This window comes from Streptomyces sp. NPDC004721, from assembly GCF_053601495.1.
In genome coordinates this window covers 20,726-35,605 of sequence record NZ_JBSGBZ010000004.1, presented here as the reverse complement: position 1 = coordinate 35,605, position 14,880 = coordinate 20,726, and the positions used below count along the sequence as shown (strand labels likewise).

At 74.1% G+C, this 14,880-nt stretch carries 15 protein-coding genes and 1 tRNA gene; 9 read left to right on the top strand and 7 right to left on the bottom strand.

The window, feature by feature from the left end; all coding sequences use genetic code 11:
- Window positions 1-13: 13 nt before the first annotated feature.
- The 5 genes from ACWEK3_RS04445 (at window position 14) to ACWEK3_RS04425 (ending at window position 5,552) form a co-directional block, all read left to right on the top strand.
- Window positions 14-892: a Cgl0159 family (beta/alpha)8-fold protein gene (locus ACWEK3_RS04445; RefSeq protein ID WP_453248907.1), complete on the top strand. Its 879-nt coding sequence runs from the start codon at window positions 14-16 to the stop codon at window positions 890-892.
- A gap of 103 nt (window positions 893-995) precedes the next feature.
- Complete coding sequence (gene iolB / locus ACWEK3_RS04440; protein ID WP_450545597.1) at window positions 996-1,889, top strand: 5-deoxy-glucuronate isomerase; 894 nt, start codon at window positions 996-998, stop codon at window positions 1,887-1,889.
- 7 nt (window positions 1,890-1,896) lie between these two features.
- Window positions 1,897-3,780: a 3D-(3,5/4)-trihydroxycyclohexane-1,2-dione acylhydrolase (decyclizing) gene (iolD, locus tag ACWEK3_RS04435; protein WP_453248906.1), complete on the top strand. Its 1,884-nt coding sequence runs from the start codon at window positions 1,897-1,899 to the stop codon at window positions 3,778-3,780.
- Window positions 3,781-3,845: 65 nt separating this feature from the next.
- Window positions 3,846-4,631, top strand: coding sequence for a GntR family transcriptional regulator (locus ACWEK3_RS04430; RefSeq protein WP_450545593.1), 786 nt, complete (start codon window positions 3,846-3,848; stop codon window positions 4,629-4,631).
- Between the two features lie 288 nt (window positions 4,632-4,919).
- Entirely contained in the window at window positions 4,920-5,552 is a 633-nt protein-coding gene (locus tag ACWEK3_RS04425) for a hypothetical protein (RefSeq protein WP_453248905.1), read from the top strand.
- 116 nt (window positions 5,553-5,668) lie between these two features.
- On the opposite strand, the gene ACWEK3_RS04420 is transcribed toward ACWEK3_RS04425, so the two are convergent.
- Window positions 5,669-5,742 (bottom strand) — tRNA-Pro (locus ACWEK3_RS04420).
- Between the two features lie 101 nt (window positions 5,743-5,843).
- On the opposite strand from ACWEK3_RS04420, the gene ACWEK3_RS04415 reads away from it, so the two are divergent.
- Window positions 5,844-6,371: a DUF309 domain-containing protein gene (locus tag ACWEK3_RS04415; protein WP_376651797.1), complete on the top strand. Its 528-nt coding sequence runs from the start codon at window positions 5,844-5,846 to the stop codon at window positions 6,369-6,371.
- Window positions 6,372-6,455: 84 nt separating this feature from the next.
- Window positions 6,456-7,235, top strand: coding sequence for a precorrin-6A synthase (deacetylating) (gene cobF / locus ACWEK3_RS04410; protein WP_453248904.1), 780 nt, complete (start codon window positions 6,456-6,458; stop codon window positions 7,233-7,235).
- Here the strand turns inward: cobF and ACWEK3_RS04405 are convergent.
- The 4 genes from ACWEK3_RS04405 to ACWEK3_RS04390 all read right to left on the bottom strand — a co-directional run bounded on the left by ACWEK3_RS04405 (window position 7,186) and on the right by ACWEK3_RS04390 (window position 11,089).
- Window positions 7,186-7,980 (bottom strand): cobalt-precorrin-6A reductase, encoded by a 795-nt coding sequence (locus tag ACWEK3_RS04405; protein ID WP_453248903.1) that lies wholly within the window; start codon window positions 7,978-7,980, stop codon window positions 7,186-7,188. The two genes, cobF and ACWEK3_RS04405, sit on opposite strands and share 50 nt — an antisense overlap.
- Before the next feature lie 362 nt (window positions 7,981-8,342).
- On the bottom strand, window positions 8,343-9,062 hold the full coding sequence (locus tag ACWEK3_RS04400; RefSeq protein WP_450545625.1) for a polysaccharide deacetylase family protein: 720 nt from the start codon (window positions 9,060-9,062) through the stop codon (window positions 8,343-8,345).
- Window positions 9,063-9,212: 150 nt separating this feature from the next.
- On the bottom strand, window positions 9,213-10,232 hold the full coding sequence (locus ACWEK3_RS04395; protein WP_453248902.1) for a DMT family transporter: 1,020 nt from the start codon (window positions 10,230-10,232) through the stop codon (window positions 9,213-9,215).
- A gap of 8 nt (window positions 10,233-10,240) precedes the next feature.
- Window positions 10,241-11,089 carry an SDR family NAD(P)-dependent oxidoreductase gene (locus ACWEK3_RS04390; RefSeq protein WP_450545583.1) on the bottom strand — a complete coding sequence of 283 codons (849 nt, stop codon included), beginning with the start codon at window positions 11,087-11,089 and terminating at the stop codon, window positions 10,241-10,243.
- A 170-nt stretch (window positions 11,090-11,259) separates the two neighbouring features.
- Between ACWEK3_RS04390 and ACWEK3_RS04385 the strand changes: the two genes are divergently transcribed.
- On the top strand, window positions 11,260-12,456 hold the full coding sequence (locus tag ACWEK3_RS04385) for an MGDG synthase family glycosyltransferase (RefSeq protein WP_453248901.1): 1,197 nt from the start codon (window positions 11,260-11,262) through the stop codon (window positions 12,454-12,456).
- Window positions 12,457-12,694: 238 nt separating this feature from the next.
- Here ACWEK3_RS04385 and ACWEK3_RS04380 read toward each other — a convergent pair whose 3' ends face one another.
- Window positions 12,695-13,165 carry an RpiB/LacA/LacB family sugar-phosphate isomerase gene (locus tag ACWEK3_RS04380; RefSeq protein WP_361415708.1) on the bottom strand — a complete coding sequence of 157 codons (471 nt, stop codon included), beginning with the start codon at window positions 13,163-13,165 and terminating at the stop codon, window positions 12,695-12,697.
- Between the two features lie 114 nt (window positions 13,166-13,279).
- Window positions 13,280-14,404, bottom strand: coding sequence for a serine/threonine-protein kinase (locus ACWEK3_RS04375; RefSeq protein WP_450546867.1), 1,125 nt, complete (start codon window positions 14,402-14,404; stop codon window positions 13,280-13,282).
- Window positions 14,405-14,713: 309 nt separating this feature from the next.
- Between ACWEK3_RS04375 and ACWEK3_RS04370 the strand changes: the two genes are divergently transcribed.
- Window positions 14,714-14,869, top strand: a complete 156-nt coding sequence (locus tag ACWEK3_RS04370) for a hypothetical protein (protein WP_361415712.1) — start codon at window positions 14,714-14,716, stop codon at window positions 14,867-14,869.
- The last annotated feature ends 11 nt before the right edge of the window (window positions 14,870-14,880 follow it).

Sequence of the window (14,880 nt, the reverse complement as noted above, 5' to 3'; positions counted from 1 at the left end):
ACGGAGCCTCCCCTTGACCCTCAGCATCCCCGACCTCACCGCGGTCCGTGCCCGGCACCCCGAGGCCGTCGCGGAGGCGGCCGCGCGCCGGGAGCGCCGTCCGCTGATCGGCGACAGCGGCCGGCTGATGATCGTGGCCGCCGACCACCCCGCGCGCGGCGCGCTCGGCGTCGGCGACCGCAGACTCGCCATGGCCAATCGGGCCGACCTGCTCGAACGCCTCTGCGTCGCGCTGTCGCGGCCCGGCGTCGACGGGGTGCTCGCCACCGCCGACGTCCTGGAGGACCTGCTGCTCCTCGGGGTGCTCGACGGCAAGGTCGTCATGGGCTCGATGAACCGCGGCGGCCTGTCCGGCGCCTCCTTCGAGATGGACGACCGCTTCACCGGGCACCGCGCCCGCGACATCGCCCGGCTCCGCTTCGACGCGGGCAAGCTGCTGCTGCGCATCGACTACGACGACCCGGGCTCGCTGAGCACCATGGAGTCCACCGCGCGGGCCGTCGACGAGATGGCGGAGCTGCGTCTGCCGGTCTTCGTCGAGCCGTTCATCGCGCGCCGCGCCGGCGGCAGGGTCGCCAACGACCTGTCCGCCGAGGCCGTCACCCGCTCCATCGCCATAGCGTCGGGCCTGGGCGGCACCTCCGCCTACACCTGGCTGAAACTGCCCGTCACCGAGAACCCGGACGACATGGCCGAGGTCCTGCGGACGTCCACGCTGCCGGCCGTGCTGCTCGGCGGCGAGATCGGCGACGACCAGGAGGGCGCCTACGAACGCTGGCGCAAGGCCCTCAGGCTCCCCACCGTGCAGGGCATGGTCGTCGGCCGGTCGCTGCTGTACCCGGCCGCGGGCAGTGTGGAGAGCGCGGTCGACACGGCCGTGAGCCTGCTGTGACGGGGCCCTTCCGGTCCGGGCCCGCCCCGGCCTCGCCCGGGCCGTGACGCCCGTGCTCCAGCCCGTGATCCGCCGTGATCCCGCTGCGAAAAGGAGGCATCTCGTGACCAGCCCCTACCACCTCCCCGCCGGAAAGGCCCTCGGCGGACCCTACGTCGTGGACGTGAACCCGGAGTCCGCCGGCTGGGGCCACTCCAGCCTGCGCGTCCTGGAACTGCCGCCCGGCGGCTCGCACACCTTCGACACCGGCGACAGCGAGTGGATCGTGCTGCCGCTCGGCGGCGGCTGCACGGTCGCCGCCGCCGACGACTTCGGCAGTGACACGTTCCAACTGACCGGCCGCGAGAGCGTGTTCAGCGGCGTGAGCGACTTCGCGTACGTACCCCGCGACGCCCGCGTGACCGTCTCGTCCACGGGCGGCGGACGGTTCGCGCTCACCGGCGCCCGCTGCGTCCGGCGCCTGCCCGCCCGGTACGGTCCGGCGTCCGGCGTACCGGTGGAGCTGCGCGGCACCGGGAACTGCTCCCGCCAGGTCAACAACTTCGGCGCGGCGGACGTCTTCGAGTGCGACAAGCTGATCGCCGTGGAGGTGATCACCCCGGGCGGCAACTGGTCCTCCTTCCCGCCGCACAAGCACGACGAGCACCGGCCGGGCGAGGAGTCGGTCCTGGAGGAGGTCTACTACTTCGAGTTCGCCGCCCACGACGGCACCCCCGGCCTCGGCTACCAGCGGGTCTCCCCGTCCGGTCCCGGCCGGGAGACGGACGTGCTGGCCGAGGTGCGCGGCGGTGACGTGGTCCTGATCCCGGACGGCTGGCACGGACCGTCGATGGCCGTGCCCGGCCACCACATGTACTACCTCAACGTCATGGCCGGCCCGGACGCCGAGCGCGCCTGGCTGATCTGCGACCACCCCGACCACGCGTGGATCCGCGGCACCTGGCCCGAGCAGCCCGTCGACCCCCGCCTGCCCCTGTACACCGCCCCTTCCCCGTGAGGTCACGATGAGCCACTCCACGATCCGCCTCACCGCCGCCCAGGCGCTGGTGCGGTTCCTCGCCGCCCAGCACACCGAGCGGGACGGCGTACGGCACCGGCTGATCGCCGGCACCTGGGGCATCTTCGGCCACGGCAACGTGGCCGGTCTCGGACAGGCGCTGATGGAGGCGGGCGAGGACGTCATGCCGTACCACCAGGGCCGCAACGAGCAGGCCATGGTGCACGCGGCGGTCGGGTACGCCCGGCAGTGCGGCCGGCTGTCCACGCAGGCGGTCACGACGTCCATCGGACCGGGCGCCACCAACCTCGCCACGGGTGCGGCCCTGGCCACGATCAACCGCCTGCCGGTGCTCCTGCTCCCCGGCGACTACTTCGCCTCGCACGCCGCCGACCCGCTGCTCCAGCAACTGGAGCACCCCGTCGAGGCGGACGTGTCGGTCAACGACACCCTGCGCCCGGTCTCCCGCTGGTTCGACCGGATCACCCGCCCCGAGGCCCTGATCCCCTCCGCCCTGAACGCCATGCGGGTGCTCACCGACCCGGCCGAGACTGGGGCCGTCACCCTCGCGCTGCCGCAGGACGTGCAGGCGGAGGCCTTCGACTGGCCCGAGGAGTTCTTCGCCGAGCGGGTGTGGCGGGTACGGCGCCCCGCCCCGGACCCGGCCGAACTCGCCGACGCGGTACGGGCCGTGCGGGCCGCCCGCCGCCCGCTGGTCGTCGCCGGCGGCGGCGTCCACCACAGCGGGGCCGAGGACGCGCTGAAGGCGCTCGCCGACGCCACCGGCCTCCCGGTCGCCTCCACCCAGGCGGGCAAGGGCTCGCTGCGCCACGACCACCCGGCCGACCTCGGCGGCATCGGCCACACCGGCACGGCCGTCAGTGACGACCTGGCCCGGACCGCGGACCTGGTCGTCGGCGTCGGCACCCGCTACACCGACTTCACCACGGCCTCCGGCACGCTCTTCCAGAACCCGGAGGTCCGCTTCGTCAACCTCAACGTCACCGCGTTCGACGCCCACAAGCTGGCGGCCACCACCCTCGTCTGCGACGCGCGGACCGGTCTCACGGCGCTCACGGAGGCGCTGGCCGGGCACCGTGTGGACGCCGGGTACGAGGCCGAGTACCGCGCCGGCAAGGAGCGCTGGGAGCGAGTGGTCGAAGCGGCGTTCCGCGCCGAGGACGACAGCGCCGTACCGACCCAGAGCCAGGTGCTGGGCGCGCTCGACGCGGTCGTGGGCGACGACGACGTGGTGATCAACGCGGCCGGCTCCCTCCCCGGTGACCTGCACAAACTGTGGCGGACCCGCTCCCCGCGCCAGTACCACCTGGAGTACGGCTATTCCTGCATGGGCTACGAGATCCCGGCCGCGATCGGCGTGCAGCAGGCCGCGCCGGACACGCCGGTGTGGGCGCTGGTCGGCGACGGCACCTACCTGATGATGCCGACGGAGATCGTCACCGCCGTCCAGGAGGGCCTGCCCGTCAACATGGTGCTGGTCCAGAACCACGGGTACGCCTCCATCGGCGGCCTGTCGGAGTCGGTGGGCGCCGAGCGCTACGGCACCGCCTACCGCTACCGCGCCGCCGACGGCTCCTTCACCGGCGCACCCCTCCCCGTGGACCTCGCCGCCAACGCCGCCAGCCTCGGCATGGAGGTACTGCGCGCCAAGACGGTCGGCGAGCTGCGCCGGGCGCTCGGGGCGGCCCGTGCCTCCGACCGACCGACGTGCGTCTACGTCGAGACCGACGTGGAGCGTCCCGCCCCGGCCGCTCCCCCGGCCGAGGCCTGGTGGGACGTGCCGGTGGCCGAGGTGTCCGCCCGTGAGCCCGCCGTCCGGGCCCGCGCGCGCTACGACCGCGAGGTGGCCGCCCGCCGCCGTCATCTGTGAACGCGCCCCGGCGGGGGCCGCTCGAGCCCGTGTCCCACCCGACCCGACCCGGAGGGGGTGCCGCCGTGGCGACGACCGGTGACCGGTCCCGTCCCGGGACCGTCTGCGCGCTCGATTCCCTGGACTTCGTGCTGGACCGGGGCAGTCCGGTGCCGCTGTACCACCAGTTCGCCCAGCAGCTGGAGGCCGCGATCCAACGCGGGCTCCTCACCCCGGGGAACCTCCTGGGCAACGAGATCGACCTGTCCGCGCGCCTGGGCCTGTCCCGCCCCACGGTCCGCCAGGCCATCCAGTCCCTGGTCGACAAGGGCCTGCTGGTGCGGCGGCGCGGGGTGGGCACCCAGGTGGTGCACAGCCGGGTCAAGCGCCCCCTGGAGCTGAGCAGTCTCTACGACGACCTGGAGACGGCCGGGCAGGGACCGACCACCAGGGTGCTGCGCAACGAGCGGGTGCCCGCGACCGCCGACGTGGCCGCCGCGCTCGGCCTCGCGGAGGGCGCCGAGGTCACGGTGCTGGAACGGCTGCGGTTCACGCACGGCCGGCCGGTGGCGTTCCTGTGCAACCACCTGCCGGCGGCCCTGCTCGAACCCGACACCGCCCGGCTGGAGTCGACGGGCCTGTACCGCGTGATGCGCTCGGCGGGCATCACCCTGCACAGCGCCCGCCAGACCATCGGCGCCCGCACGGCCACCGCCGAGGAGGCCCCCCTGCTCGACGAGCGGGAGGGCGCCGCCCTGCTCACCATGCAGCGCACGGCCTACGCCGACACCGGCCGCGCGGTCGAGCACGGCACCCACGTGTACCGCGCGTCCCGGTACACCTTCGACTTCCAACTGCTGGTGAGGTCGTGAGGGGCTGTCACCACTGATTGCGGAGGGAGGCAGGCCGCGGAACACATCTGGGGCCGCCTTCGCACGCTGGCGCGTCAGTCACAACAGGGCTGTGAGACGGGCGTGAAGTGGCGAAGCCCCGGCCGGTGAACACCACGTTCGACAGCCCGGGCAGGTAGGCACGGGCTGCGGCCCGAGGCTCAACTCGCTTACCAGGACGACGTCCTCGTGGAAGGTTTGTGAATTGGTGCTGTGACGCGCCTGCGTGGCTATGGTGATCGCTGGCATCGAAGGGGAGAAGGGGAGCACATGACCGGGCACAACACCACGTCGACGCGTCCGCCGGAAGGATCGCACCAGCAGCCGCGCTGGGCCTGGTGGGTCGTGGGGATCGTGATTCCGATCGTGGGGATCCTCGTGACGGTACTGGTGAGCCGGTCCGGTTCCTCCGGCGACACCAGTGACAAGAGCGCGGAGTTGGCGCCCACGCGGTCCACCGCCTCGACGGAGTCCGGTGCTCCCGAGCAACCTGCCGAGACCGCCGGTACCGTGCGCGCGGTGTTCGGGCCGAAGGCCGTGGCGGCCGACACGACCAACCGCGGGTCCTTCGTCGATCTGGACACCACGGAACCGACCGTCACGGGGTCGGACATCGCCGGCGCAGACGTCACCTTCGGGGCCCCGACCGGGTCTGTGGAGCTGTCCGTGCCGGGATCTGCCGGGAACCTGGCCCCGCTGCCGGCCTCGGGTGCCGCGCCGACGGCCACACAGTGTGCCGAGAGTGTTCGGACCAACGGCACCTACACCACGGGGGTCAAGCCTGGCGACCGGTTCTGCCTGCTGACCGGCGAGGGCCGTACCGCCTACCTGCGCGTCCTCGCCGCGCAGGTCCAGGGCACGGGACGTCTGGAGATCACCGTCTGGGACACGCCTGCCGCCTGACCCCCCGGGGTACTGCGGCAGCATGGGCACCATGCCGAACCGACTGGTCCCCGTACATGATCAAGGGGATGCTTCAGATTCCTCTGAAACATCCCCTGACCTGCGACTCTTCCGAGTCGGGACGACAGGATTTGAACCTGCGACCCCTTGACCCCCAGTCAAGTGCGCTACCAAGCTGCGCCACGTCCCGGTGCGCGTTCGTGCGGTGAACCGCGTGATCGCGCGAACGTCACTTTACCGCACCTCGGGGGCCGCGCCGAAAAGGGGCGCGGGGTCGGGGACAATCGGCGTATGAGCGGCACTTCCTCCGACAGGCCGGCGGGCGCGCGGGACCGGGACAGTGAGGGGCGGGCGCGCAACGCCCGGCCCCGGGACGGGCTCGGGCGGCCCCTGCCGTACGGCGCCGACGGTGTACCGAGGCAGCCCGAGGGCGTGGTGCGCACCCCGCCGGCGACGGTCGCCGAGGCTCAGGCACTGCTGGACGCGGGCAAGCCCTTCCACGCGCACGAGGTCTTCGAGGACGCCTGGAAGTCGGGGCCACCGGCGGAGCGCGCCCTCTGGCGGGGGCTGGCCCAGCTCGCGGTGGGGCTCACGCACGCGGCCCGCGGCAACGTCACCGGCGGCGCCCGGCTGCTGCGGCGCGGGGCGGGGGCGGTGGAGGAATGGGTGGCGGACACCGGGCAGCGGACTCCGTACGGCATGGACGCGTCCGGGGTGGTGGCGTGGGCGCGGGAACTGGCGGACGCCGTGGACAGCGGGGCGGCGGGTGCCGTGGACGCGGCGGAACGGGCGCCTCGGCTGCGCGGGGACGGGGCGTAGCCGACGGGCTGCGTGAGTGGTGCCGGTAGCGGTCGGTGTGGCACCGGTGGACGCGCTGTCAGTGCCGTACGGCAGACTCGGGGCGTGCGAAAGATTCATGTGATCGGCATCGGCGCGGGCGACCCGGACCAGCTCACCCTCCAGGCGGTCAGGGCGCTGCGCGACACGGACGTGTTCTTCGTCCTCGACAAGGGCGAGGCGAAGTCGGACCTCGTACAACTGCGCCGGGACATGCTTCGCACGCACATACCGGAGGGGACGTACCGCGTGGTGGAGGCGCGTGACCCGGAGCGGGACCGGACGGCGGGCGGTGCCGCCTACTCCCCCGCCGTCGGCGACTGGCGCAGCGCACGCGCGGACGTCTACGAGCGGCTGATCACGGCGGAACTGGACGAGGACGAGACCGGCGCGTTCCTGGTGTGGGGCGATCCGGCGCTGTACGACAGCACGCTCGGCATCCTCGAGGAGGTGCTGGCGCGGGGCGCGGTGGACTTCGCGTACGACGTGGTGCCCGGCATCAGCAGCGTCTCGGCCCTGGTGGCCCGGCACCGCACGGGGCTCAACCGGGTCGCCCGGCCTGTGCAGATCACCACCGGGCGGCGGCTGGCCGAGGGATTCCCGGAGGGCGTGGACGACGTGGTGGTGATGCTCGACGCCCACCAGGCCTTCCGGCACTGCGCCGACCAGGACATCGACATCTACTGGGGCGCCTACATAGGCACCCCGGACGAGATCCTCGTCTCCGGCCCGATCGCCGAGGCCGCGCCGCGCATCGAGCGGCTGCGGACCGAGGCTCGCGAGCGCAAGGGCTGGATCATGGACACGTATCTGCTGCGCCGCAACCCCGAGGGTCGGGCGGAGTAGGCCTGGCGGCTCGGCCGAGGCGTTCCAGCACGGCCGCGACGTCCGGTACGGCGGTCAGCTCCGGAGGCAGCGGCGGACGGCGTACGACGACGACCGGCAGCCCGAGTTCCCGCGCGGCCGAGAGTTTGGCCGCGGTGGCCGCTCCCCCGCTGTCCTTGGTCACCAGCACGTCGATGCGGTGCGCCCTGAGCAGCTCTGTCTCGCCGGCCACGGTGAACGGCCCGCGGGCGAGCACCACCCGCGTGTCCGGGGGTATCGGCGGCTCGGGCGGCTCGACCGACCGTACGACGAAGTGCGTCTCGGCCAGATGGGCGAAGGCGGCGAGGCTCAGCCGTCCCGTGGTCAGGAACGCCCGGCGCCCCAACCGCGGCAGCAGCTCCGCCGCGGCGTGCAGCGAGGCGACCGGGTGCCAGCGGTCCCCGGGTCCCGGCCTCCATCCGGGCCGGCGCAGGACCACCACGGGTACGCCGGTCGCCGCCGCGGCCCGCGCCGCGTTCCGCGTGATCGCCTCGGCGAAGGGATGGGTGGCGTCGACGACGGCGTCCACGCGGTGCTCGCGCAGCCAGGAGGCCAGCCCCTCCGCTCCACCGAAACCGCCGACCCGCACGTCCCCGTCCAGCGCCCCCGGCCGTGTCACCCGCCCCGCCAGCGAACTGGTCACCCGCACCCCGTCTCGCGCCGCGAGCACCGCGGCCAGCTCACGGGCCTCGGCGGTACCACCGAGAACCAGGATGTGCGAGGACATGACATCGAGCGTAGGGGGTGACGGACGGGGGGCCGCACCAGGGTGCGGCGACGAGGGCGCGAGACCCTACTGCCGGCTGGCGGGCCTCACGCGCGTGCGGCGTGTGGCATCACCCGCGCTTCGAACCCGCCATTCGGCATGGCACTGCGCGCGGCACCGCGTACCGACGCTGAGAGCCGCGCCGTGGAGACGGGCATCTCCACACGGCCATCGGCCGGGCCGTCCCGGCGCCGTGGCCTGCCCCAAGACCTGCGGGCCCGTCGCGCGGCGGACGGGCCCGCCCGCCGCAGACCAGCGGGCGCAAGGCGCCCAGGGGCTGAGGCATCGTCGGCGCGAGAACCCTGGACAACGGGTGGACGGGCTCAGCCCTGCCCGGCTCGGCGCAGGTCGTGTTCGGACAGGGGACCCACCGACCAGCCGGCGTCTTGGCAGACACGGAGAAGGCCGGGCAGGGCGCCTAGGGCTGCCTGCCAGGAGTTGGGGGCGCAGGCGTGGTCGGTGTCGTGCAGGAGGATCGTGCCGCCGCCGCGCAGGTCCGCGGTGACGGTGGTGCGGACGGAGGCGGGGGTCGCGTCCGCCGTCCAGTCGCGGCCCCAGGCGGTCCACAGCACGGGGCGCAGGCCCGCGTGCCGGGCGGCGGCCCAGCGGCCCGCGGTGAGAATGCCGTAGGGCGGGCGGTACCACCGCGGCCGCAGGCCCGTTGTCTCGCGCACGGCGAGGGCCGCCCGCGCGGTCTCCCGGACGTCCCGGGCCGGAGCCGGCAGCCAGGGACGGCTGTGGGTCCAGCCGTGCACGGCGAGCTCGTGCCCCCGGTCCGCGATGTGCCGGGTGAGGCCGGGGAAACGGGCCACTCTTCCGCCCAGGACGAAGAACGTGGCGCGTACGTGGAGCCGGTCCAGCTCGTCCAAGAAGTGCGGCGTGGAGGCCGGGTCCGGGCCGTCGTCGAAGGTCAGTGCGACGTGGTCGGGGCGGCCGGTCCCGGCGAGACCGGGGAAGCACAGGGCCCGGAAGCGGGGCAGCCAGGTGGCCGCCGGGACGATGTGGGCGGCCGCGACGGCGGCCACCGGCGTGAGGGCCGCCAGCGCGGTGCGCGCGTGACGGCTGCCTGGTCCTGCCACCTGCCGACTCCGCCTGACGGGTGCTCTGCCTGCCACCTTCCGACTCCTCCTCATGCTGTTGTCCTCATGGGTGCTCCGCCTGCGCCCTTCCGACTCCTCCTCATGCTTCTGTCCTCACGGGTGCTCCGCCTGCGCCCTTCCCGGATCGGAGGCCGCGCCGACCGCCGCTTCCGCGTCCCACTTGCCCGAGACGGCCGGGGAACGGGACAGACCGACCGTCCCGGCCGCGAGCAGACCGATACCGATCGCCTCGGGCACCATGCGTACGCCCAGGGCGATGTGTTCCCCGAACAGCGCCCAGCCCAGCGCCATGCTCGTCAGGGCGTCGCCGAGGGTGAGGGCGGGCTGGGAGGCGACGAGCGTCCCCGCCCGGAAGGCACACTGGAGGAGTCCGAAGGCGGCCAGCCCGGTGATCGCCGTGGCGTACGGCGTCCAGTCCGACAACAGTGTGGCCAGGCCCTGCGGATAGAGGCCCGTGACCTCCTTGAGGAGGGCGGCCGTCGCCGCGAACAGCACGGCCGAGGCCAGACCGAGCACGGCTGCCCGGGGCGGGCCCCTGACCAGCCGCGCCACGCCGATCAGCAGGAGCACCAGGCACGCCAGGGCGGCGCCGACCGGGATCCAGCGCGCCCCCTCGGCCGTGGCGCGTCCGGCGGACGGCGAGGCGGCGCCGAGGAAGACGGCCAGTCCGGCGGCCAGGGCGAGGAAGGACAGCCAGGTGATCCGGGCCGGCCGCCGGCGGAAGACGATGCTGCCCATCGCCAGCGTGAACAGCAGTTCGGTCGCCAGCAGGGGCTGGACGAGTGACAGGCTCCCGACGGCCAGCGCCGCGGCCTGCAACACCGCGGACACGGCCAGCATGGCCGCCCCGGCCAGCCAGAACCGCCGCCGCCTGACCTTGACGGCATGCGGCGTACCCGCGGCGTCCGGCCCGTGTCCGCCCTCCGCCGCCCGGGGAGCCGGACCGCCGTCCTCCCCGCGCCTGTCCGGCGTCTCGCCCGCCGTACCGCCGGTGCGCCGATCGCCCCCTCCCCCGCCGTCCGGCGTCTCCGTCGCCGCGCGCCTCATCAGTACCGAGGCCGCGGCGTTGGCGCACGCGGCGAACAGTGCGAGGACGATGGTGAGCGCGTTCACGCCGTGTGTCACCCAAATCGTGCGGCAAGGCGGCGGTACAGGGCGGGCGCGGCACCGCGCACCCGGCCCGGCAGCCGGGTCCAGCCGGGGACGTACACCTCGTCCCGGCCTCGCGACACCGCCTCCCACACCGCGTCGGCGACCCGGCTCGCCGGGACGGGACGGGGCCAGGAGCGCCGGTAGGGCACTCCGCGGCGGTCGAAGAACGGCGTGTCGACCACCCCGGGCACCACATGGCTGATGCCGACCCCCGTGCCGCGCAGCTCGTAGCGCACGGCGTCGGCGAAGGCGCCCAGCGCGGCCTTGGCGGCGGAGTAGACGGCCTCGTCGCGGACGCCTACCGTGCCGGCAAGGGAGCCGATGATGACCACGCGGCCCGTGCCCTGCCTGATCATCTGGGGCAGCAGCAGCCGGACCAGACGCAGCGTCGCCAGCACGTTGACGTCGAACAGCTCGTCGATGGCCGGCTGCGGCATGGTGCTGAACGGTCCGGCCCACCCGATGCCCGCGCCCGCCACCAGCAGGTCGACGCGGCCTACGTTGTCGAGCGCGAACTCCGCCAGGCGCCGCTCGGCACCCTGGGCGGACAGGTCCGCCGGGAAGGCCACGGCCGAGGTGCCCCGGGCGACCTCCTCAAGGCGTGCGCGGTCGCGTCCGTTGAGCACCAGGCGCCAGCCGCCCTCCGCGGCCAGTCGCCGTGCCACGGCCGCGCCGATCCCGGACGAGGCCCCGGTCACCAGCGCGCCTCCGCCCGGTGTCGCTGCACCGCCGGTCCGGCCGGGTGCGGCGCTCGGCGCCGCCGGGGCCTCGACCGGCGTGCCGGAGCCGGACCGTACGCGGGAGGGGGCGTGGGACATCGGGACGCACCTCGAGGATCGGACGGACCGAGGGCCGCCGGTGCGGCCCCGGCGGTACGGGACGGCCTCCGGGCTGGTGAAGTATCCCGGAGGCTGTGCCCGAAACGTGGGACGGGCGGAAGGATGTGCCCGTTCGTTTGACTGCGGTGGGTGAGGGTTACTCACTTCCAGTGTCGTCCGAATCGTCCGTGCCGCCACCGCTGTCCGCCGCCCGCGAGCCCGGCAGGCGCCACGCGCCCGCCCGGCCGGCCCCGACGTCCCCGCCCGAGGCGGAGCGGCTGCTCGTGGTGACCGCGAGCATGGGGTCGGGCCATGACACGGTGGCCGCCGAACTGGCCCGCCGCGCCCGAGCCGCCGGCAAGGAGGCCCGCGTCGTGGACGTACTGGCCCTGCTGCCCGGCGGTCTGGGAAGCGGTCTGCGCGGCTTCTACCGGACCGTCGTCCGTCGGGCCCCCTGGGTCTACGCCGGTATCTACGACCTGTTCCTCGCACCCGGCCCCCGGCCGCGCCCGAGCGGCACCCCGCTGGCACGGCTGGCCGGCGGGCGTCTGCTGAGCCTGGTGGGTGAGTGGCGGCCCGATGTCGTCGTGCCGGTCTTCCATCTGGCCGCCCAGCTCACCGGCCACCTCCGGGTGCGCGGCGCGCTGCGGGTGCCCAGCGCGGTGGTCGTCGTCGACTTCGCGGCGCACCGGCAGTGGCTGCACCCGGGCAACGACCTGCATGTGTGCGTCACGGACGAGACCGCTCGGGAGGTCCGGCGGGGCACCAGCCGGGCGGCGGAGGCGACTGGTCCGGTCGTGGCACCGGAGTTCTTCGCCGCGGGGCCGGGGACGGCCGTGTGGCGGCGCCGGCTGGAGCGGCACGGCGGCGGGCGGCCCGCGGTGCTGGTCTCCGCCGGCGCCTGGGGAGCCGGCAGCCGGCTGGCCGACACGGCCCGACTGCTCGCCGCGCACGGTTTCCTGCCGGTCGTGCTCTGCGGACGCAACGAACGGCTGCGCCGCTCCCTGTCCGGCACGCCGGGTGTCCTCACCCCCGGTTGGGTGACGGACATGCCGGAACTGCTGCACGCGTGTGCCGCCCTGGTGGACAACGCGGCCGGGCAGACCGCCGTACAGGCGCTCGCCGCGGGCCTGCCCGTCGTCGGCCACCGCCCGCTGCCCGGACACGGGGCGGAGGGGCTGCGCCGTATGGCGGCCCTCGGCGTCTGCGACCACGCACCAGAACCGGATGCCCTGCTGCGCTCCCTGACCCGCCTCACGGCGCCGGGCGCGCCACGTGAGGAACGGATCGCGGCCGGGCGCGCCCTCTTCCGGGAGGACCCGCTCGACCTGGTCGTACGGGCCGCGGAGGCGAGCCGCCCTTCCTAGTGCCCCAACAGGCAACGCTCGCCCCGTCGCGACGCCCGGCACGCTCCCCCGAGCTCTTCGAGCAGGGGGTACCCCCACTCGCCGCACCGGCCGAAAGCCCAAGTACGTCCAGTACGGGGACTTCCGGCCGGCACTCCCCCGAGCTCTTCGAGCAGGGGGGACCCCCAGAGCACGCACCGGACGCCGCTCCTTGACGGGCCAACGTTGCCTGCCGGGGCACTAGTGACTCTGGGGCCTCTCAGGGCCGGTCGCCCCGGGTCTCGTCCCGCCGGAGGTCCAGGCGTCCTACGCGGGCGACGTTCTCGCGGTCCTCGGCGTCCTCGCTCGGCGCGGCCGCGAACCAGGCGTCGAGGATCTCCTTGAGCAGCGGTTCGGAGGTCAGCCGCAGGCCGAGCGCCAGCACATTGGCGTCGTTCCAGCGGCGGGCGCCGTCCGCCGTGTAGGCGTCGGTGCACAGAGCTGCCCGTACGCCGGGCACCTTGTTCGCGGCGATGGAGGCGCCCGTGCCGGTCCAGCAGCACACGACGGCCTGGTCGGCGCGTCCCTCGGCGACGTCACGGGCCGCGGCGGCCGAGCACGCCGCCCACTGGGGGTCGTCCCCGGGGCGCAGCGCACCGTGGGTCAGCACCTCGTGCCCGCGCTCGCGCAGCAGGGCGACCAGCGAGCGTGCGACGGGTTCAGCCATGTCCGAGGAGACGGAGATCCGCATGTGCCGGAGACTACTCAGCGCGCCGTCCGGACTCCAAGGGCGCCCGCCCGCTCCTGTCGGCGACCGCGCACGCGGGCGCGTCTGCCCGTGGGCGCGTCCAGTGCTGTCGCAGCACTAGGAGAACCACGCCATCCCGGCGAGCAGCGCGGAGACGAAGAGGACGGCGCCGCCCACGACGGCGGCGGCACGGCGGTGGCGGCGCAGCGAGGAACGCAGTCCGGGTCGGCGCGGGGGCACCCGGTGCACGCTGGTGTTCCAGCCGGAGTCCATGCCGGCGGCCCCCGACGCGACCCCGGCGCGGGCGAGGGCGGGAGCGGTGGCGGCGCGACGGTGCGAGGGAGCCGTACCCCGCTGGCTCGGACCGCGATGCTGCCCGCGTCCCCCGCCCCCGCCCCCACTCCAGTGCTCCGGGGGAAGCGGCTCGGGAACGCCCCGCCAGGCGCCGCCCGCGAACCAGTCCGCTGCCTGCCGGGCCGTGGGCCGCTCCTCCGGCTGTTTGGCCAGCATGCTCAGCAGGTACGCCTCGAAGGCGGGCGGCAGCGCCACGCCCCGCTGGTGCGGCGGTACGGGCGGGGAGTCGACGTGCTGGTAGAGCAGCGCCGTCGCGGTCGACGCCTCGAAGGGCGGGGAGCCGACGGACAGGTGGTAGAGCACGCAGCCCAGCGAGTACATGTCGGAGGCCGCGCTCGCCGGGGTCCCGATGGCCCGCTCGGGCGCCAGGTAGAGGCCGGTGCCGACGATCTGCCCGGTGGTGGTGAGCGCGCCGGAGGGGTCGTCGACGAAGCGGGCTATGCCGAAGTCGGCGATGCGGACGGTGCCCTGGTGGTCGCTGAGCAGGTTGCCGGGCTTGACATCCCGGTGCACGATGCCCTGGGCGTGCGCCGCGGCGAGGCCCTCGGCCGAGTGCTGGGCCACCTGGGCCAGTCGTTCCGGTGAGAGCGGGCCGCCGGCGGTCAGCTCACCGGCCAGGCTGTCGCCCTCGATCAGTTCCATCACGAGGAAGCAGCGGTCCTCCCAGGCACCGAAGTCGAGCGTCCCGACCACGTGCGGGTGGTTCAGCCGGGCCGAGGTCTGCGCCTCCAGTCTGAACCGGGCCTCGGCGGAGGCGTCCGACCCGTCGTTCAGCAGCAGTTTGACCGCGATCGGTCTGCCGAGCACCTCGTCGAGGCCTCTCCAGACCTCGCCCATTCCGCCGCGCCCGATGACCGTCTGCAGCCGGTACCGCCCCGCCACCAGCACCCGTAGCCCCGCCCTCAAAATCCCCGAAGTCCCGCCCTCACGACCGCTCCCCGCAGCAGGCGCGGCAGCAGCCGGGCAGCGCATACGGATCGCGGCAACCGCGGTTCATCTTAACGATCACTCAGGGCGCTCCCGACCCATGCCCGGCCCTCCCGGGCGGATTGTCCGGACAAGAAACCTTCCGACTTTCGGACCGGGGCCCTCCGAGTGAAAAGCGCGGAGTCGCTCGTCATACAAATATGTAGAGCTGATCATGTATGTCATCGTCGCCCTACCCGGCTGATCCACTCGGGAAGGAGAGGACGGACAGTGACCCCTCTGACATGGCTGCTCATCCCCCTGGCGACGTTGTTCATGGCCAGCGTCTGGGGACTCCTCGTGGGACGGCCGCGGCGCGCCGACGACGTGGATGACGTGGAACGCTACGACCGCTTCCGCGCGGCGCTGGGCCGCGCGGCCTCCTGACCGGACGACCG